15 protein-coding genes and 4 tRNA genes are annotated in these 19,077 nt (G+C 70.9%); 9 read left to right on the top strand and 10 right to left on the bottom strand.

What is annotated here, in order from left to right:
• Positions 1-21 precede the first annotated feature (21 nt).
• The 3 genes from ACZ4WQ_RS25465 to ACZ4WQ_RS25475 form a co-directional block, all read right to left on the bottom strand.
• A complete protein-coding gene (locus tag ACZ4WQ_RS25465) occupies positions 22-2,343 on the bottom strand; it encodes a DEAD/DEAH box helicase (RefSeq protein WP_468022444.1) in 2,322 nt (773 codons plus the stop codon).
• Between the two features lie 205 nt (positions 2,344-2,548).
• Complete coding sequence (locus tag ACZ4WQ_RS25470; protein WP_468022445.1) at positions 2,549-3,067, bottom strand: hypothetical protein; 519 nt, start codon at positions 3,065-3,067, stop codon at positions 2,549-2,551.
• A gap of 161 nt (positions 3,068-3,228) precedes the next feature.
• Positions 3,229-3,579 (bottom strand): metallopeptidase family protein, encoded by a 351-nt coding sequence (locus ACZ4WQ_RS25475; RefSeq protein WP_311729097.1) that lies wholly within the window; start codon positions 3,577-3,579, stop codon positions 3,229-3,231.
• A gap of 207 nt (positions 3,580-3,786) precedes the next feature.
• On the opposite strand from ACZ4WQ_RS25475, the gene ACZ4WQ_RS25480 reads away from it, so the two are divergent.
• From ACZ4WQ_RS25480 to ACZ4WQ_RS25490, 3 genes are all read left to right on the top strand, one after another.
• A tRNA-Glu gene (locus tag ACZ4WQ_RS25480) sits at positions 3,787-3,859 on the top strand.
• A 38-nt stretch (positions 3,860-3,897) separates the two neighbouring features.
• Positions 3,898-3,972, top strand: a tRNA-Asp gene (locus tag ACZ4WQ_RS25485).
• Between the two features lie 4 nt (positions 3,973-3,976).
• A tRNA-Phe gene (locus ACZ4WQ_RS25490) sits at positions 3,977-4,050 on the top strand.
• Between the two features lie 80 nt (positions 4,051-4,130).
• Here ACZ4WQ_RS25490 and ACZ4WQ_RS25495 read toward each other — a convergent pair.
• Positions 4,131-4,574 (bottom strand): large conductance mechanosensitive channel protein MscL, encoded by a 444-nt coding sequence (locus tag ACZ4WQ_RS25495; RefSeq protein WP_311729098.1) that lies wholly within the window; start codon positions 4,572-4,574, stop codon positions 4,131-4,133.
• 122 nt (positions 4,575-4,696) lie between these two features.
• Positions 4,697-5,788 carry an ABC-2 transporter permease gene (locus tag ACZ4WQ_RS25500; protein WP_468022446.1) on the bottom strand — a complete coding sequence of 364 codons (1,092 nt, stop codon included), beginning with the start codon at positions 5,786-5,788 and terminating at the stop codon, positions 4,697-4,699.
• 110 nt (positions 5,789-5,898) lie between these two features.
• Between ACZ4WQ_RS25500 and hrpA the strand changes: the two genes are divergently transcribed.
• The 3 genes from hrpA to ACZ4WQ_RS25515 all read left to right on the top strand — a co-directional run bounded on the left by hrpA (position 5,899) and on the right by ACZ4WQ_RS25515 (position 10,511).
• Complete coding sequence (gene hrpA / locus ACZ4WQ_RS25505; protein WP_358846864.1) at positions 5,899-9,831, top strand: ATP-dependent RNA helicase HrpA; 3,933 nt, start codon at positions 5,899-5,901, stop codon at positions 9,829-9,831.
• Positions 9,832-10,113: 282 nt separating this feature from the next.
• Positions 10,114-10,188 (top strand) — tRNA-Asp (locus tag ACZ4WQ_RS25510).
• A gap of 119 nt (positions 10,189-10,307) precedes the next feature.
• Complete coding sequence (locus ACZ4WQ_RS25515) at positions 10,308-10,511, top strand: DUF6274 family protein (protein ID WP_468022447.1); 204 nt, start codon at positions 10,308-10,310, stop codon at positions 10,509-10,511.
• A gap of 442 nt (positions 10,512-10,953) precedes the next feature.
• Here ACZ4WQ_RS25515 and bldC read toward each other — a convergent pair whose 3' ends face one another.
• Complete coding sequence (gene bldC, locus ACZ4WQ_RS25520; protein ID WP_003949541.1) at positions 10,954-11,160, bottom strand: developmental transcriptional regulator BldC; 207 nt, start codon at positions 11,158-11,160, stop codon at positions 10,954-10,956.
• 520 nt (positions 11,161-11,680) lie between these two features.
• Complete coding sequence (locus ACZ4WQ_RS25525; RefSeq protein WP_311729103.1) at positions 11,681-12,517, bottom strand: DUF8083 family protein; 837 nt, start codon at positions 12,515-12,517, stop codon at positions 11,681-11,683.
• A 226-nt stretch (positions 12,518-12,743) separates the two neighbouring features.
• On the opposite strand from ACZ4WQ_RS25525, the gene ACZ4WQ_RS25530 reads away from it, so the two are divergent.
• Both ACZ4WQ_RS25530 and ACZ4WQ_RS25535 read left to right on the top strand, forming a co-directional pair.
• On the top strand, positions 12,744-13,898 hold the full coding sequence (locus ACZ4WQ_RS25530; RefSeq protein WP_468022448.1) for a Leu/Phe/Val dehydrogenase: 1,155 nt from the start codon (positions 12,744-12,746) through the stop codon (positions 13,896-13,898).
• Positions 13,899-14,359: 461 nt separating this feature from the next.
• A complete protein-coding gene (locus ACZ4WQ_RS25535; protein WP_385346081.1) occupies positions 14,360-14,620 on the top strand; it encodes a DUF3073 domain-containing protein in 261 nt (86 codons plus the stop codon).
• Positions 14,621-14,822: 202 nt separating this feature from the next.
• Here ACZ4WQ_RS25535 and purM read toward each other — a convergent pair whose 3' ends face one another.
• The 3 genes from purM to ACZ4WQ_RS25550 form a co-directional block, all read right to left on the bottom strand.
• Positions 14,823-15,905, bottom strand: coding sequence for a phosphoribosylformylglycinamidine cyclo-ligase (gene purM, locus ACZ4WQ_RS25540; RefSeq protein WP_468022449.1), 1,083 nt, complete (start codon positions 15,903-15,905; stop codon positions 14,823-14,825).
• A 148-nt stretch (positions 15,906-16,053) separates the two neighbouring features.
• Positions 16,054-17,613: an amidophosphoribosyltransferase gene (gene purF / locus ACZ4WQ_RS25545; RefSeq protein WP_311729107.1), complete on the bottom strand. Its 1,560-nt coding sequence runs from the start codon at positions 17,611-17,613 to the stop codon at positions 16,054-16,056.
• 130 nt (positions 17,614-17,743) lie between these two features.
• Positions 17,744-18,532: a maleylpyruvate isomerase family mycothiol-dependent enzyme gene (locus tag ACZ4WQ_RS25550; RefSeq protein ID WP_311729108.1), complete on the bottom strand. Its 789-nt coding sequence runs from the start codon at positions 18,530-18,532 to the stop codon at positions 17,744-17,746.
• A 117-nt stretch (positions 18,533-18,649) separates the two neighbouring features.
• Between ACZ4WQ_RS25550 and ACZ4WQ_RS25555 the strand changes: the two genes are divergently transcribed.
• Positions 18,650-19,045, top strand: coding sequence for a nuclear transport factor 2 family protein (locus ACZ4WQ_RS25555; protein ID WP_398377371.1), 396 nt, complete (start codon positions 18,650-18,652; stop codon positions 19,043-19,045).
• The last annotated feature ends 32 nt before the right edge of the window (positions 19,046-19,077 follow it).

Raw genomic sequence — 19,077 nt, forward strand, 5'->3', positions numbered from 1 at the left:
CAGCCGACCGGACGGCAGCCGTCAGCCGTTGCGCTTCCAGCGCGGCTTGTCGGCGCGGCGGTCGAAGGACCGGTCGTGCGAGCGGTCGTACGACCGGCCGCCGGTGTTGCCGGACCGGTGGTCGTCGCGGCGGGCCGGACGGTCGTCACGGCGGTCACGGTTGAACGGACGGTCGCCGCCGCGGTGGTTGTGGTCGCGGCGCTCGAACGGACGGCCCGGACGGTCGTCACGGCGGTCGTCGCGGCGGTAGCCGCCACGGTCGCGGTCCTCACGGCGCTCGAAGGGACGGCCACCGCGGTCGTCACGGCGCTCGTACGAGCCGCTCGGGCGGTCGTCACGGCGGTCACGGCCGAACGAGCGGTCGTTACGGTCGCCGTCCCGGCGGTCCCGGCGCTCATAGCCACCACGGTCGTCACGGCGCTCGTAGGAACGGCCGCCCCGGTCGTCACGGCGGTCGTCGCGGCGGTAGCCGCCACGGTCACGGTCCTCACGGCGCTCGAAGGGACGCCCGCCCCGGTCGTCGCGCCGGTCGTCACGCCGGTCGTCACGCCGGTCGTACGAGCCGCGCGGGCGGTCCTCGCGGCGGTCACGGCCGAACGAGCGGTCGTTACGGTCACCACGGTCGCCGTCCCGGCGGTCCCGGCGGTCGAAGTTGCCCCGCTCGTCACGGCGCTCGTAGGAGGAGCGCCGCGGCGCCTCGTCGGCCTCGGAGGCGGCGACGGCGGGCGCGGAGGCGGCCTCGGCCACCGCGGGCTCCGCCGAGCGCTGGGCGGGCACCACGACGTCCGCGGGGGCGTCGGCGGCGCCATCCGGGGCGGCGGCCTCGGTCGCGGCCTCGGCCGGCGCCACGTACTCGCCGCGCTCCCGCGCCGCCCGCGCGGTCAGCCGGTCGGCCTCCTCGCGCAGCTCGGTCGCCCGCCGCTGCGCCTTCTCCAGGTCCCGGGTGAGCTCCTGGACGTCGCGCTCGGCCTGCTTGGCCGCGTTCGCCGCCGACTCGGCCTGCACCTCGGTGAGCGAGCGCGCGCCTGTGATCCGCGCCACGTCCTCGTCGAAGGCCCCGGCGCCACCGACGATGTGGCGCGAGGCGTCCACGCCCGCGTCCTCCATCAGCCGGAAGATCTGGCGGCGCTGGTGCGGCAGCGCCAGCGACACGACGGTGCCGCTCTGCCCCGCCCGGGCCGTGCGGCCGGACCGGTGCAGATAGTCCTTGTGGTCGCCGGCCGGGTCGACGTTCAGCACGAGGTCGATGCCGTCGACGTGGATGCCGCGCGCGGCGACGTCCGTGGCGACCAGGACGTTCACATAGCCGTCCTTGAAGTCGGCCAGCGTGCGGGTCCTGGCCCCCTGCGTCATGCCGCCGTGCAGCGCCTCGGACCGCACCCCGGCGTCGCGCAGCTGCTCGGCCACGCGGTCGGCGCCGAGCTGGGTCCGCACGAAGATGATGGTGCGGCCCTTGCGCGCGGCGATGGCGGCGGTGACCGGCGCCTTGTCCTTCGGCTTCACCACGAGCACGTGGTGGGTCATGGTCGAGACCGCGCCCGCGGAGGGGTCCACCTCGTGGGTGATCGGGTCGACCAGGTAGCGCTTGACGAGGGTGTCGATCTCGTTCTCGAGGGTCGCGGAGAACAGCAGCCGCTGACCACCCTGCGGCACCAGGTCGAGGATCTCGGTGACCTCGGGCAGGAAGCCCATGTCGGCCATCTGGTCGGCCTCGTCCAGGACGGCGACCTGGACCTTGTCCAGCGACGCGGCGCCGCGGTCGATGATGTCGCGCAGCCGGCCCGGGGTGGCGACCAGGATGTCGACCCCGCGCTCCAGCGCGTAGATCTGATTGCCCATCGAGGTGCCGCCGCAGACCACCTTGAGCTTGAGGCCCAGCACATCGCCGTACGGCTGGAGCGCGTCGCTCACCTGCATGGCGAGCTCGCGGGTCGGGGTGAGGATGAGGCCGCGGGGGCGCTTCTTCTCGGTGTGGCCGCCGGACAGCGTGGTCAGCAGCGGAAGGCCGAAGGACAGGGTCTTGCCGGAGCCCGTACGGCCACGGCCGAGGATGTCGCTGCCGGCCAGGGCGTCGGGGATCGTCGCGGCCTGGATCGGGAAGGGCGTGGTCACGCCGTTCTGCGCCAGCTTGCGGACGATCTGCTCGGGGAGGCCGAGGTCGCCGAAGGTGACCTGGGGCTCCTCGGGCGTCTGGGCGGCTTCCGCGGGCTGGGCGGATTCGTCGGCCTGGGCGGATTCGGCGGTCTGGGCGGCTTCGTCGGCCTGGGCCTGCTCGGTCAGCTCGGGTCGCTCGCCCTGTTCGTCGGCGGCGGGCATGACGGCGTGATCAGTGGAAACGGACATGCGAAATGCGAAACCTTCCGGAGTCTCGGCACGCGCCCAAGCTCCGTGTGATGTCGCAAAAAACCGCCTCAGTGCGGTCAGCCACGGGAAGGAAAGGAACGCGCCACGCGGCGCTCTCTGCATGGCGCCGGGCAAATGGGATCAAACGATCTACCACCATACGCACTTCCACCCCCCAAGAGCAAATCCGCCGCGCCGGCGCCCGTCAGTCCGTCTCCACTTCCACGGGCGCGGGGGACGCCTGCGGGGAGGCGGGCCCCGAGGTGGCCGGCCGCGACGGCTCCGGATTGCTCGGCGCGGAATGCGAGGGGGTCGCGGTGGAGGGGCCACCCCCGGGCGGCGATGTCGGCGACGAGGGCGCGGACGGACCCGGCCGGTGCGGGCCCGGTCCGCTCGTCGGGGGCCTGGCGGAGGAGGGCTCGGCCGCGCCCGGCGCGGAGGTCCGGGCCGACTCCGTGCCCTCGTCCCCCGGCTCGCCCTCCTTCTCCTTCTCGCCGCTCTCGTCCTTCGCCCGCTTCCCGTCCTCGCCGTCCCTCCCCCGGTCGCCGTCCGGCTCGGCGTCCGGGTACGTACGCGCCCTGGCGCCCGACGGGGCCGCGCCGCCGTCCGGGGCCGCCCCGTCCCGGTCGTGGGGGCCGTGGTGGGGGCCCGGCCGCTTCGGGCCGTCCGAGACGCTCGTACAGCCCGTCAGGGCCACCGCCGCGGCGACGAGGGCCGCCGCCATCGCGCAGGGGCCCCGCAGGACGCGAGCGGTCCGCGAGGTCCCGCGGGGACGGTCGGGGCGGGCAGGGCGGGGAGCGGGCGATCCGGGCATGTGGGGAATGCCTCCAGGGCGGGAGTCAGGGACGCACTGCCCAACTGGCCCCGCCCCGCCCAGGACACGCGTCAGCCGTAGCCGAGGGCGTGCAGCCGCTCGTCGTCGATCCCGAAGTGGTGCGCGATCTCGTGCACCACCGTGATCTCCGTCTCCTCGACCACGGCATCGCGCGACTCGCACATCCGCAGCGTCGGCCCCCGGTAGACCGTGATCCGGTCCGGCAGCACGCCCGCGTACCACTCGCCCCGGTCGGTCAGCGGCGTGCCCTCGTAGAGCCCGAGCAGCTGTGGATCGTCCGCCGGCGGCTCGTCCTCCACGAACACCGCCACGTTGTCCATCAGCCGCGTCAGCTCCGGCGGGATCCGGTCCAGGGCCTCTGCGACGACTTCCTCGAACTCCTCGCGCGTCATCTCCAACACGTGGCCATTGTCCGGCAGCCGGGCCCGGAAAGGGACGACCGCGGCACGGATCCCAGGACGACCGGGCACGGCCTTCGGACGGCCGGACACGACCCGGCGGCGCGCCCGGCGCCCACCTCCCCGTAAACCGTTTTGGCGAACCTCACCGGCATCCCATATGCTTCTCACGTCCCCGACGGCGCCGGAAGGCGCCCAGGTGGGCCATCAGCCCTCATCGTCTAGTGGCCCAGGACGCCGCCCTTTCAAGGCGGTAGCACGGGTTCGAATCCCGTTGGGGGCACGCAACACCATGTGCGAGACTAGTTCTCGCACGAGCTTGGTCCTGTGGAGCAGTTTGGAGTGCTCGCCACCCTGTCAAGGTGGAGGCCGCGGGTTCAAATCCCGTCAGGACCGCTGCGGCTGGGTAGCTCAGTTGGTACGAGCGTCCGCCTGAAAAGCGGAAGGTCGCCGGTTCGACCCCGGCCCCAGCCACCGCAGCCCATTTGGGCGTACACCCCCTCCGGGTCTCCCGGAGGGGGTGTTTTCGTGCGCGCCCCAACACTCGCCGCCTGTCAGCCCGCCGCCCGCTCGGGCGCGGCGGGCTGGTCGGTCCCGCAGTACCGGCACTTGGAGGCGGCCTCCGGGATGTCGGCGGAGAGGCAGGCCGGGCAGGTCTTGACGGGCGCGGGGTCGCCGAAGACGGTGGCTCCGCGGCGCGCCTGGATCGCCTTGTACGGGAGGACGATCACGAAGTAGACCACCGCCATGAAGATGACGAAGTAGATCAGGGCGGAGATGAACGAGCCGACATTGAGGTAGGTGGACTTGTTCCCGGCCTGGCCCAGCTGCCAGCCGAGTCCGGCCGACTTGCCGCCTTGGGCGCGGGCGATGATCGGGTTGATGACGTTGTCGGTGAACGCCAGGATCAGGGTGGAGAACGCCAGGGCGATGATCAGCCCCACCGCCGCCATGATGACGTCACCACGCATCAGGAAGTTCTTGAAGCCCTTGAGCATGACGCTCCTTGTCGGGGTCCGGTCCTCCGGGGCGCTTCAACGCGCGCCTTGGTCCCAGGACAATTGATCTTGGCCTGGCCGACAACCGGAACTGCTCCGACCGGCGGACCCCCGCCCTGCGCTCAGCGTTCGGGCAGCCGCACCGATGTCTCCCGGCCGCCGGGGTGGCGGTGGCGCCAGGTCCAGAAGACCGCGCAGCCCAGCAGGGCCCACCCGGCCAGCACCAGGAACGGGAAGGCGTGCTGGTACTCGCTGAAGTAGACCGCGGTGTGCTGCGCGTTGACGGAGGCGCCCGGGGGCAGCCAGCGGCCGATGAGGCCGAGCAGGGAGGGCAGCAGGGGCCAGGAGACCGCGCCGCCCGAGGAGGGGTTGCCGAGGAGCACCATCAGGCCCCAGGTCGGGATGAGCGCCCACCGTCCGAAGAGGACGTTGAACATGGAGAAGACCATCCCCGAGGTGAACATCGTCAGGGCCAGGATCGCCCAGGACTCGGCGAAGGGCAGGTCGAGGGCGCCGAGCCCCCAGTCCACGATCGCGGCGATCGCGAAGCCGCCGAGCAGCGCGTACGCGAGGGTGAAGGCGATCCGCTCGGCGGGCACCAGGGCCCGCGCGTTCACGCTCAGCTGGATGGCGCCGATGAAGCCGATGATCACGGCGGCGAGCGAGATGTAGAAGATCGCGAGTCCGCGCGGATCGCCGCGCTGTAGCGGGTTCACGTCCCTGACCAGGACCGGCACCCCGATCGCCCGCCCCACCTTCGGCCCGGCCTCGCTGAGCAGCTGGGCCACCGAGGCCCCGGAGGCGCCGGAGACGTCCAGCTCCACCGCGCGGCCGTGGGGCCGCAGGATCGCGAAGACCGACTGCTCGTCGACGGCCCGCAGGGCCCGCGGGTACGTGGGGTAGTGGTGCAGCCTGAGCGAGGCGCCCAGGGCCTTCTCCATGCCGGCGACGAAGGCCTGCTGCTTGGGGGTGCCGTGGTCGCGGACCACGACGGCGGTGGGGATGCGGTGCGGGGTGGGGTTCGCGAAGGCGTAGGTGTAGGAGCCGGCGAAGAGCCCCGCGCCCGCCGAGATGATCAGCACCACGACCGTCGCGGGGTAGTACGGAGAGTGTCTGAAGATCGACCATGCCGATCGCCGGCCGGGGCCGCGCCGCGCGTGCTCCGCTCGGGGATTACCGCCATCGGCCGTACCGTCGCTCGCCTCGTTGCCCATGAGGTCACGCTAGAACGGACATCACGGACATACCTCTCGGCGCGGTCTGGACAACCAGGACGGAAATAGGTTCGCCAGGCGTTTTCGGGAGGTGAGATCCTGGAGCCCGTATGTCCACCACGCCTGCCCCCGCCCTGCCCGCCCTGCTGGAGCGGCTGCCCGAGCTGATGCTGCGCGACCAGCAGCGGCTGGGGCGCCGGCTCGACGGCGCGCGCCGGATCCGTAAGCCCGAGGCCCGCGCGGCCGTGCTGGGCGAGATCGCCGATGACATCGAACGGGCCGAGCTGCGGGTCGCCGACCGCCGCGCCGCCGTGCCCGCCGTCACCTACCCCGAAGAGCTGCCGGTCAGCCAGAAGAAGGACGACATCCTCGCCGCGGTCCGGGACCACCAGGTCGTGATCGTCGCGGGCGAGACCGGCTCCGGCAAGACGACCCAGATCCCCAAGATCTGCCTGGAGCTGGGGCGCGGCGTCAAGGGCCTGATCGGCCATACCCAGCCGCGCCGCATCGCGGCCCGTACGGTCGCCGAGCGCATCGCCGAGGAGCTGCGGTCGCCGCTGGGCGAGTCGGTCGGCTGGAAGGTCCGCTTCACCGACCAGGTGAGCCAGGACACCCACGTCAAGCTGATGACGGACGGCATCCTGCTGGCCGAGATCCAGACCGACCGCGAGCTGCGCCAGTACGACACGATCATCATCGACGAGGCCCATGAGCGCAGCCTCAACATCGACTTCCTGCTCGGCTATCTGGCCCAGCTGCTGCCCCGCCGCCCCGACCTCAAGATCGTGATCACCTCCGCCACCATCGACCCCGAGCGCTTCTCCCGCCATTTCGGCGACGCGCCGATCGTCGAGGTCAGCGGGCGTACGTACCCGGTCGAGGTGCGCTATCGCCCGCTGCTGGAGGAGGGCGGGGAGGACAGCGACCGGGACCAGATCACCGCGATCTGCGACGCGGTGGACGAGCTCCAGGCCGAGGGCCCGGGCGACATCCTGGTCTTCCTCTCCGGCGAGCGGGAGATCCGGGACACCGCCGACGCGCTCACCAAGAAGCAGCTGCGCGCCACCGAGGTGCTGCCGCTGTACGCGCGCCTGTCGCACGCCGAGCAGCACCGGGTCTTCCAGCGCCACACCGGCCGCCGGATCGTTCTCGCGACCAATGTGGCGGAGACCTCACTGACCGTCCCCGGCATCCGGTACGTGATCGACCCGGGCACCGCCCGGATCTCCCGCTACAGCCATCGCACCAAGGTGCAGCGGCTGCCCATCGAGCCCGTCTCCCAGGCCAGCGCCAACCAGCGCAAGGGCCGCTGCGGCCGCACCAGCGACGGCATCTGCGTCCGGCTGTACTCCGAGGACGACTTCCTGACCCGCCCGGAGTTCACCGACGCGGAGATCCTGCGGACCAACCTGGCCTCCGTCATCCTCCAGATGACCGCGGCCGGGCTCGGGGACATCGAGAAGTTCCCGTTCATCGACCCGCCGGACCGGCGCAACATCAAGGACGGCGTGCAGCTGCTGGAGGAGCTGCACGCGCTGGACGGCGCCCAGAAGGACCCGCGCAAGCGGCTCACCCCGGTCGGGCGCAAGCTCGCCCAGCTGCCCGTGGACCCCCGGCTGGCCCGGATGGTCCTGGAGGCCGACCGCAACGGCTGTGTCCGCGAGGTCATGGTGATCGCGGCCGGGCTGTCCATCCAGGACCCGCGCGAGCGGCCCTCCGACAAGCAGCAGCAGGCCGACCAGCAGCACGCGCGCTTCAAGGACGAGACGAGCGACTTCCTGGCCTTCCTCAACCTGTGGAAGTACATCCGGGAGCGGCAGAAAGAGCTGTCCTCGTCCGCGTTCCGCCGGATGTGCCGCCAGGAGTTCCTGAACTATCTGCGTATACGCGAATGGCAGGACATCTACAGCCAGCTGCGCACGGTCGCCAAAACCATGGACATCGCCATCGAGATGTCCGACCAGGACGCGGCGCCGGACCACATCCACACGTCGCTGCTCGCGGGGCTCTTGTCCCACCTCGGTCTGAAAGACACCGAGAAGAACGAGTATCTGGGCGCGCGCAGCGCCAAGTTCGCCGTCTTCCCCGGTTCCGCGCTCTTCAAGAAGCCGCCGCGCTGGGTCATGTCGGCCGAGCTCGTGGAGACCTCGCGGCTGTGGGCGCGGGTCAACGCGAAGATCGAGCCGGAGTGGATCGAGCCGCTCGCCGAGCACCTGGTCAAGCGCACCTACAGCGAGCCGCACTGGGAGCAGAAGCAGGCGGCCGTGATGGCGTACGAGAGGGTCACGCTGTACGGCGTGCCGATCGTCGCCCAGCGGAAGGTGAACTACGGCCGGATCGACCCGGAGACCTGTCGGGATCTGTTCATCCGCAATGCCCTGGTGGAGGGCGACTGGCGCACCCACCACCAGTTCTTCCAGGACAACCGCAAACTGCTCGGCGAGGTGGAGGAGCTGGAACACCGCGCCCGGCGGCGCGACATCCTCGTCGACGACGAGACGCTGTTCGACTTCTACGACCAGCGGCTGCCCGAACACATCGTGTCCGGGGCGCATTTCGACTCCTGGTGGAAGCACAAGCGCCGGGAGGAGCCGGAGCTTCTCAACTTCGAGAAGTCGATGCTCATCAACGAGCAGGCGGCGGGCGTCACCAAGGACGCCTATCCGGACTCCTGGCGCCAGGGGAAGCTCAAGTTCAGGGTGACGTACCAGTTCGAGCCCGGCGCGGACGCGGACGGCGTCACCGTCCACATCCCGCTCCAGGTGCTCAACCAGGTCACCCCGGACGGCTTCGACTGGCAGATCCCCGGGCTGCGCGAGGACCTGGTGACCGAGCTGATCCGGTCGCTGCCCAAGCCCGTCCGCCGCAACTACGTCCCGGCGCCGAACTACGCCAAGCGCTTTCTGGACGGCGTGGTCCCGCTCCAGGAGCCGCTGACGGCCGCGCTCTCCCGCGAGCTCCAGCGGATGGGCGGGGTGCGGATCGACCCCGAGGACTGGGACCCGGACAAGGTGCCGGGCCATCTCAAGATCACCTTCCGGGTGGTCGACGAGCGGCGCCGCAAACTCGCCGAGGACAAGGACCTGGAGGCGCTGAAGCAACAGCTGAAGCCGAAGACCCGGGCCGCCATCTCCAAGGCCTTCGAGACCTCCAAGGAGGGCGGGGGCATCGAGCAGCGCACCGGGCTGACCCGGTGGGCGGTCGGCACGCTGCCGCGCACCTTCGAGACGCGCCGCGCGGGCCAGCCCGTCAAGGCGTACCCGGCGCTCGTGGACGAGGGCGCCTCCGTGGCCCTACGCCTCTTCGACACCGAGGCCGAGCAGCGCCAGGCGATGTGGCGCGGCACCCGCCGGCTGGTCCTGCTGGGACTGCCCGCCAGCCCGGCCAAGTTCGCCCAGGGCCAGCTGTCCAACCAGGCCAAGCTGGCGCTGTCGCGCAGCCCGCACGGCAACGTCCAGGCGCTGTTCGAGGACTGTGTCGCCGCCTCCGCCGACCGGCTGATCGCGGCGCGCGGCGGCCCGGCGTGGGACGAGGAGAGCTTCCACAAGCTCTTCGACGGCGTCCGGGCCGACATCATGGACGCCACGCTCGACACCGTGCGGAAGGTCCAGGAGGTGCTGGCCGCCTGGCAGTCCTGCGAGCGGCGGCTGAAGGCCACCACGAGCCCCGTGCTGCTGGCGTCCCTCGCGGACATCAAGGAGCAGCTGGCGGAGCTCATCAGGCCCGGTTTCGTGACCGAGCACGGGGTGCGCCGCCTCCCGGACCTCATGCGCTATCTGGTGGCCGTCGACCGGCGGCTCCAGCAGCTCCCGGCCAACGCCGAGCGGGACCGGGCGCGGATGGCGAAGGTCAAGGAGATGCGGGACGAGTACGCCTGGCTGCTGGAGCAGTTCCCCAAGGGCCGGCCGGTGCCCCAAGAGGCGCTCGAGATCCGCTGGATGATCGAGGAGCTGCGGGTGAGCTACTTCGCGCACGCCCTCGGCACGGCCTATCCGGTGTCCGACAAGCGCATCGTGAAGGCCATCGACGCGGCGGCGCCCTGACGGCCGCGCTCAGGCGGGGCTCCGGGCGGGTGTGGCCCCCGGGAGCCCCGGCCGGGCCCTGAGGCCCCGAGACGGGCCCTGAGGCGCCCTCACGGGCCTCCCGGGGCCGCCCGGGAGGCAGGCCGCGGTCGGGTGTGCGGGCCGGCGTACCGCCGTCGGAGGGCCCGCACATGGCCGCCGGACGGCCGCCGGGCGCGAGTTCGACCGCACCCCCTGACCTGCTGTAGAGTCTGTCTCCGCAGCGCACGAAAGAGCGCGGCAGCCAAACGGCGAGAGCCGTATGGTCCTGTGGAGCAGTTTGGAGTGCTCGCCACCCTGTCAAGGTGGAGGCCGCGGGTTCAAATCCCGTCAGGACCGCAGCGCGAAAGGCCCGGACCCGTACAGAGGTCCGGGCCTTTCGGTGTCTTGACGGCGGCACGTACCAGAGGTACCCAAGCTAGAAGGCGCTAAGGGGGCGCGCGCGGGAGGTACGGCTTATGACGACATCCGCGAGGCATGAGACCAGGGCGCTGCTCCGCGCGCATCTGGCGGCCGCCACGGGCTATCGCCACTTCACCCGACACTGTCCCATCTGCCATCGGCTGCTGCGGCTCGCCATGGAGCCGATGAGGGACGCGGCGGCGGAATCGCGGTCCAGCGAACCAGAGGGCGGTTCGGCGACAACGGCGGCAACTCGGTAAGCCCTTACCGCAGTTGCCGAGCGAACGACAAGCATTGTGCGGTGTGACGGGAGTCACCGAATGGGCTTGCGGAGTGGGGGAACTTACGCCTCTCCTCCAACAAGTCAATTTAATATGTGCAATTGCACCGCCCATCCAAGCCCCTGGAAGACCTCGGGAAGGGCTCCGGAAGGGGTCATTCCAGACCGACCCGACCACCCGCTCCAACCCTCCCGCGACATCGCGCCACGGCTTGCTACCGGTGAGTCACCAGGGCCCCGCGAACGCGCGCGGACACAAAAAGATCGCGCTGGACCCGGCGGAGTCCAGCGCGATCGACGACGCACCCATGTCGAGCGGGCGTGGGCCTGTTGGGGCAGGCACCAGTCGTTGTGGAGCTAGTGGAGCTGAGCGGGCTCTTTCCAAGGCTGGGGGGCCGGAAAATGCCCGGTTATGCGGTTGTTCAGGCCTCGCTGCGCTGCTGCGGGATGCCCGCGAGAAGCGCACGGACCTCCGCTTCGCGGTAGCGCCGATGCCCTCCGAGCGTGCGGATGGACGTGAGCTTGCCGGCCTTGGCCCACCGCGTGACCGTCTTCGGGTCCACGCGGAACATCGTGGCAACCTCAGCCGGGGTCAGCAGCGGCTCGGCATCAGGGGTGCGAGCGGTCATGAGCGGCCTCCTCGGGAGAACCGAACCATCACGGTTCTTTCCTCTAAATTCTGCACCTTGACCCACGTTGCCCGAAATGGCGGACGCGGGCCGAGTCGGTTATAGGACGAACGGCTTGTCCTCGGCACTACAACTACACCATCTGTCCAGCCCCGTCGGCCAAACCGATGGAATTGCCCTCTCAGGTGTTCAACCTCGACGGAAGCCGATGGACCATGCCATAGCGGACAGTCACACGGCCGTGACGATCAGTCACAACAGGATCAGAGTCACCAGACCCCGTCAAGGAGTGCAATACCAATGAATCCGCCCATACTTGGGCGGAAGGAGGCCTTCCCGGACTCCTTGTCCTATTTTGACACGAGGGTGGGGGATTGCCGCAAGGCCCGAAGTCAGTGCTTTAGATCACGATTGAGGCAATGGCCCGGATCGGGACCTACGTCCCGCACCGTCTCTCTACATCCCCGCATGTCCCCGTACATCCCCGTGTCATCCCCGTGTCATCCCCGTGTCAGTGGTCTCAGCTCGCGTTCTGGCGGCCGCGAACCGCGGTCCAGCGCTCCGTCAGCCGCTGGTACGCGCTTCCCGCCCGCTCTCCGTCCCCGTCACGCAGCGCCGCGAGCCCCTCCGCCACATCGGCGGCGGAGCGGTCGTCGTCCAGCTGCCCTGAGGGCACCGCATGCACCAGGCCGCCATAGTCGAGCTCGACCAGCGAACGCGGGTGGAATTCCTCGAGCCACCGACCAACATCTACCAGCCCGTCGATCAGCGGACCCTCGCCGAGACCATCTTTGAGCACCTTAAGGCCACGCGCCACTCGGCGCCTGGCCTGAACCATGGGGGTCCGGTAGCGCAGCAGCGGCCCGTCCTCCCCCTTGGTGTACTCGCGCTCGTCGTCCGCGAAGAGCACGAACCAGCGCACCGGCACATGCCAGGTCGCCGACCTGATCCACGGCCGGGCGTCCGGGTTGCGCTCCAGCCACCGCTCGTAGTCCGCGGCCGCCTGCCGGCGCACCACCGGGGGCAGCGCGGCGTCCAGCAGCGGCGCCGGGAGCCGCTCGGCGACCTCCTCCAGGGCCAGCCAGCCGCGCAGCCGGGTACGCCACGGACAGACGCAGGTGACCCCGTCCACGACCGCCACGAACGCGTCGCTGCTCTCGTGCACGGGCACCGCCACCGGGGGCACCGGCAGCAGATCGGCCAGCGAGCGCCGCAGCTCGTCCTGGGCGCCCGGCAGGTCGTCGCGCTTGGCGTAACGCGCCCAGTGGGAGCGCTCGGGCTCGGGAAAGGCCGCCAGCGGCTCGTAGACCCGGAGGTACGCCGCGTAGGGGACAACCACCGAAGACGCCACGGTCACGCGCGCTCCCTCTGGGTCCGAGACCAAGGTCCGAGACAAAGGTCCGAAACGGTCGCCGGGGCGCTGCTCGTCCCGGGCTGACCGCATCGTCCCACGGCCCGCACGGCCACTCGCCGCCCACTGTCCGGACTCAGTACGGACGGTGCCGTTCCGAGCCGCCCCTCAGGGCTTACGCTCTTGCCCACCGGCCCTCCCCACCAGCAAGGAGGGCGCCACAACGCGGCATATGGGAGTCACCACAGTGACCGACGTACGTCATACCGTCAGCGTCGACGGTCCGACGGGCAGCGCAGTATCCGGGTCCTCGTCCCCGCTCACCACGCTCTTCGCCTCCGACCAGGGCGGCCATGAGCAGGTCCTGCTCTGCCAGGACCGGGCGAGCGGCCTGAAGGCCGTCATCGCCATCCACTCCACCGCCCTGGGCCCGGCCCTCGGCGGCACCCGCTTCCACGCCTACACCTCCGAGACGCGCCCCGAAGAAGCGGCCGTCATGGACGCGCTCAACCTCGCCCGCGGCATGTCCTACAAGAACGCGCTGGCCGGGCTCGACCACGGCGGCGGCAAGGCCGTCATCATCGGGGACCCCGAGCAGATCAAGACCGAGGAGCTGCTGCTGGCCTACGGCCGCTTCGTGGCCTCCCTCGGCGGCCGCTACGTCACCGCCTGCGACGTCGGCACCTATGTCGCCGACATGGACGTCGTCGCCCGCGAGTGCCCCTGGACCACTGGCCGCTCCCCCTCCGCGGGCGGCGCGGGCGACTCCTCGGTCCTCACCGCCTACGGCGTCTTCCAGGGCATGCGGGCCAGCGCCCAGGCGTCCTGGGGGGAGCCCACGCTGCGCGGCCGCCGGGTCGGCATCGCGGGCGTCGGCAAGGTCGGCCACCACCTCGTCGAGCACCTGCTGGAGGACGGCGCCGAGGTCGTGGTCACGGATGTGCGGGCCGAGTCCGTCGAGCGGGTCCGCGCCCGCCACCCCGAGGTGGCGGCCGTCGCCGACACCGACGCGCTGATCCGCACCGAGCTCGACGTCTACGCCCCGTGCGCCCTGGGCGGCGCGCTCGACGACACCACGGTCGCCGCGCTCACCGCGCGCGTGGTGTGCGGAGCCGCCAACAACCAGCTGGCCCACCCCGGGATCGAGAAGGACCTCGCCGACCGCGGCATCCTCTACGCGCCGGACTACGTCGTGAACGCCGGCGGGGTCATCCAGGTCGCGGACGAACTGCACGGTTTCGACTTCGACCGGGCCAAGGCCAAGGCGGCAAAGATTTTCGACACCACGTTGGCCATATTCGATCGGGCACAGACCGATGGCATCCCGCCGGCCGCGGCCGCCGACCGGCTGGCCGAGCAGCGCATGGCGGAGGGCCGCCACTCCTGACCGCCAGACCGCAGCCTCTGGCCGCGGCCTTCGACCGCCACTCCTAAAGGCGTTCGAAGTCGCCGGAGAAAACACCCGGGGAACCCCTGGGAAAACGCCCGAGAAGCGCTTCGGCAGGCCGTGCGGGACCCTATGGACGTCATCTGGACAAGTGCCGGACAAGTGCCGTACCGGGTCCCGTACGGGGCCGTAGGGAGCCATCGGGGAGAGATCCCTCACGGCCTCTCGGCGGGTCGGCGTCGCAGACGCGTTAAAATCGCAGCTGACCAGCGGGTACAGGGCTGCCCGCCGGTTATGCGGCGTGGCACGTCATGCGGGCGACGTACCGTATGGCCACAGAAGCAGGTACCGTTGAAGCCCTACGGGCCGGGTTCTCTTTCGAGAGTCCGCTCCGAATTATGAACGTGAACGCGTGTCAAGACTCTGGGGCCGTCGAGCCCCGTCGTTGAGGGGGTCGAGCCATGGGGCGCGGCCGGGCCAAGGCCAAGCAGACGAAGGTCGCCCGCCAGCTGAAGTACAACAGCGGTGGGACTGACCTCTCACGCCTGGCTGAGGAGCTGGGCGCATCGACAGCGAACCCGCCGCCGAACGGCGAGCGGTTCGAGGACGATGAGCTGGACAACGACCCGTACGCACAGTACGCGGATTTGTACAACGACGACGAAGACGATGACGACGCCGACGAGCAGTCGGGTCCGTCCGCGCAACGTCGTCGCGCCTGACCGTTAACTTCAGGTCGTTTCAGGCGCTCGGCTGCGAGCCGCACCTCCGCCGGTCCGGGGCAACCGCCTCGGACCGGCTTCTGTGCTGTCCTCGCGCCCCTGGAGGCCACCCGGCACCCCGCCGGATGGCCCAGGGGGCCGACAGGGCGCCACGCGGCCGTACGCGGCGCCTCGGTTGGGGTCGTCACGGTCGTCCGCTCGATCAGCTCGCGTAGTCGCCGATCACGGACACTCCCGCGGCGTGCCCGGCGGTCCGCTCGACGATCTCGCCGCTGACCCAGGCGTCCACGCCGCGGTCCGCGAGAGTGGCCAGCGCCACATCGACCGACTCCCCGGGCACGACGGCGATCATGCCGACGCCCATGTTCAGGGTCTTCTCCAGCTCCTCCCGCTCGACCGAGCCGGCCTCCCCGACCAGGCCGAAGACCGGGCCCGGGGTCCAGGTGGAGCGGTCGACCACCGCGTGCAGCCCGTCCGGGATGACCCGCGCGAGGTTGTTCGCCAGCCCACCGCCGGTGATGTGCGAGAAGGCGTGCACCTCGGTGGTCCGGGTGAGGGCCAGGCAGTCCAGCGAGTAGATCCGGGTGGGCTCCAGCAGCTCCTCCCCCAGCGTCCGGCCCAGCTCCGGGACCTCCCGGTCCAGGGACCAGCCGGCCCGCTCGAAGAGCACATGGCGGACGAGTGAGTACCCGTTCGAGTGAAGTCCGGACGACGCCAAGGAGATCACGGCGTCCCCCGTCCGGATACGATCCGCGCCCAGCACCCGGTCGGCCTCGACCACGCCCGTGCCGGCCCCGGCCACATCGAAGTCGTCGGCGCCCAGCAGCCCCGGGTGTTCGGCGGTCTCGCCGCCCACCAGCGCACAGCCCGCCAGCGCACAGCCCTCGGCGATGCCCTTGACGATGGCGGCGACCCGCTCCGGATACACCTTGCCGACGCAGATGTAGTCGGTCATGAACAGCGGCTCGGCGCCGCACACCACCAGGTCGTCCACGACCATGCCGACCAGGTCGCGGCCGATGGTGTCGTAGACCCCCATCCGGCGCGCGAGGTCCACCTTGGTGCCGACCCCGTCGGTGGCCGAGGCCAGCAGCGGCCGCTCGTAGCGCTTGAGGGCGGAGGCGTCGAAGAGCCCGGCGAAGCCGCCGAGGCCGCCCACGACCTCGGGCCGCGTCGCCTTCTTCACCCACTCCTTCATCAGCTCGACCGCGCGGTCGCCCGCCTCGATGTCGACGCCCGCGCTCGCGTACGTGGACCCGGCCGCGCCCGGGGAAGGCTCAGACATGACGTTGAGATCTTTCGTGTCGTGATGAAAAGGCGTCGGGATTCGTGAGGGGGATGGCCGAGGACCGAGCCGTGGGGGCCGGGGCCGTACCGGGCCCGGTCCCGACGGGGCTCCACGGGCGCTGTGGCCCGTAGAGCCCTTCGGTCCGCTACGGGCGCCGCAGCGCGTCCCCGCCGCCGACGCCGGCCGTCAGCGTCGCCACACCGTCCGCGTCGCTGCGGATCGGCGCCTGCGTCTCGGCCTCCAGGAGGTGCTTGCCGAGCAGCTCGGGGTCCGGGAGCTCCATCGGGTACTCACCGTCGAAGCAGGCCCGGCACAGGTTCGGCTTGGCGATCGTGGTCGCCTCGATCATGCCGTCGATCGAGATGTACGCCAGCGAGTCGGCGCCCAGCGACTTGCCGATCTCCTCGACCGACAGACCGTTGGCGATCAGCTCGGCCCGGGTGGCGAAGTCGATACCGAAGAAGCACGGCCACTTGATGGGCGGGCTGCTGATGCGGATGTGCACCTCCGCCGCCCCGGCCTCGCGCAGCATCCGGACAAGCGCGCGCTGGGTGTTGCCGCGGACGATCGAGTCGTCGACGACCACCAGGCGCTTGCCCCGGATGACCTCCTTCAGCGGGTTCAGCTTGAGCCGGATGCCCAGCTGGCGGATGGTCTGCGAGGGCTGGATGAATGTCCGGCCCACATACGAGTTCTTGACCAGCCCCGAGCCGTAAGGGATCCCGCTGGCCTCCGCGTAACCGACGGCGGCCGGGGTGCCGGACTCCGGCGTGGCTATCACCAGGTCGGCCTCGGCCGGGGCCTCGGCGGCCAGCCGGCGGCCCATCTCCACCCGGGACAGATACACGCTCCGGCCGGCGATGTCGGTGTCCGGGCGGGCCAGATAGACGTACTCGAAGACACAGCCCTTGGGGCGCGCCTCCGCGAAGGTCGTCGAGCGCAGCCCGTTCTCGTCGATCGCGACCATCTCGCCGGGCTCGATCTCCCGGATGAACGAGGCGCCCACGATGTCCAGGGCGGCGGTCTCGGAGGCCACCACCCAGCCGCGCTCCAGACGGCCGAGGACCAGCGGGCGGATGCCCTGCGGGTCACGGGCCGCGTACAGCGTCTGCTCGTCCATGAAGACGAGGCTGAAAGCGCCCTTGACCTCGGGCAGCACGATCGGGGCCGCCTGCTCGACGGTCAGCGCCTTGCCGTCCTCGTCGACCTGCCCCGCGAGCAGGGCGGTGACCAGGTCGGTGTCATTGGTCGCGGCGACCTGGGTGGCCCGGCCGTTGTCCCGCGGCAGCGCCGCGACCATCTCGGCGAGCTGGGCCGTGTTGACCAGGTTTCCGTTGTGGCCCAGCGCGATCGAGCCGTGCGCGGTCGCGCGGAAGGTCGGCTGCGCGTTCTCCCACACCGAGGCTCCGGTGGTGGAGTAACGGGCGTGACCGACCGCGATATGGCCCCGCAGGGAGCCGAGGGATGTCTCGTCGAAGACCTGGGAAACCAGGCCCATGTCCTTGAAGACCAGAATCTGGGAGCCGTTGCTCACCGCGATGCCCGCGGACTCCTGTCCACGGTGCTGCAGTGCGTACAGCCCGAAATAGGTGAGTTTGGCGACCTCTTCGCCCGGAGCCCAGACACCGAAGACGCCACACGCGTCCTGGGGGCCCTTCTCTCCGGGGAGCAGGTCGTGGCTGAGTCGTCCGTCACCACGTGGCACGCCACCGAGTCTAGGACAGTTCCGGAGCGCCACGGCACGAGGGACGGCGAGGGGGGCGTAAGTCACATTCCCGGAAGACCTCCCAGAAGGCCCCGCGAACGCTTCCAGGAGCCCTGGGACGCGTGCGGCGTCAGGCCAGGAGCGGCAGGTGGGGCGCGAGATCGGCGCGCTCGCCACTGGCCGTGACATCCGCCTCCTCGACCGCCTCGGACCAGTCCAGGCGGCCCGTGGCGAGGCGGATCCAGGTCAGCGGGGCCGTCTCGACGACGTTCGGGGGCGTGCCGCGGGTGTGCCGGGGGCCCTCGACGCACTGCACGACCGCGTACGGCGGGACGCGCACCTCGACCGAGCCCCCGGGCGCCTTCGCCGCCAGCGCGTCGGCGAGCAGGCGCGTGGCGGTGGCCAGGGCCTGGCGGTCGTACGGGAGCGTGGTCCCGAGCGCGGCCGCCAGGTCGTCGGTGTGCACGACCAGCTCCACACAGCGTGTGACGAGGAAGTCGTCGAGCCGCATCGCCCCCACCCGGGCGGCCAGCAGCCGGTCGCCGGGCGCCTGGGGCAGGAGCTCGGCGAAGCGCGCGGCGGCGCGGTCCAGCAGTTCGGCCGGCGCCGCGCTCGCCGCGAGCGATCGGGTGTCGTCGTCGATATCCCCGCCGAGGGCGGCGGTCGCGGCCACCCAGCCGGTCGCGGTGACCTCCGGCGCCGGCGGCGCGGGCCGCTCCAGGTGGCGGCCGACCGCCCCCACGGCCATCGACAGATGCGCGACCAGCTCCCGGACCGTCCAGTCGCCGAGCCGCGTCGGCGCGGCCAATTGCTCCTCGCCCAGGCCGCGCACCGCGTCCCGTACGTGCTCGAGCTGCGCGGTCACGGCGGCGCGCGTCTTGGCCGGGTCATAGGTACGGGCGCGGGGGCGGGGAGGCATGCGGCCGAGCGTACCGAGAAGCCCCGAGGAGCACGGCCGGAGCGTGGACAGCGCGGGGGCGGCGGCAGAGGATGGAAGGGAAGGTGAGAGAAATCAGCACGAAAGGCGTGAAACGCCATGGCCGAGCACCCGGATTGCACCCTGGTCCGCCGCGGCTACGAGGCCTTCACCCGCGGTGACCTGGACGCCCTGGCAGGGCTGATGACCGCCGATGTGACGCATCACGTCCCCGGCGAGAGTTCCATATCGGGCCATCACAAGGGCCGTGAGGCCTGCGTCCAGCTGTACCGCCGCCTGGGCGAGCTGTCCGGCGGCACCCTGCGCACCGAACTGGAAACGCTGCTGGCCGACGGGCGCGGGCATGTGATCTCCGTCCACCGGTGCCGTGCGGAGCGCGACGACATCGGCATCGACATGAAGATCGGCATGTTCTTCACCATCGTCGGCGGGAAGATCAGCGACATCGACGAGTGCAGCGAGGACATCGACACCTCGAACACGTTCTGGCGCTGAAGAAGACGGCCCCGCTCCCTGTGTGACGGCAG

It is taken from the genome of Streptomyces sp. NPDC028305 (assembly GCF_055569495.1).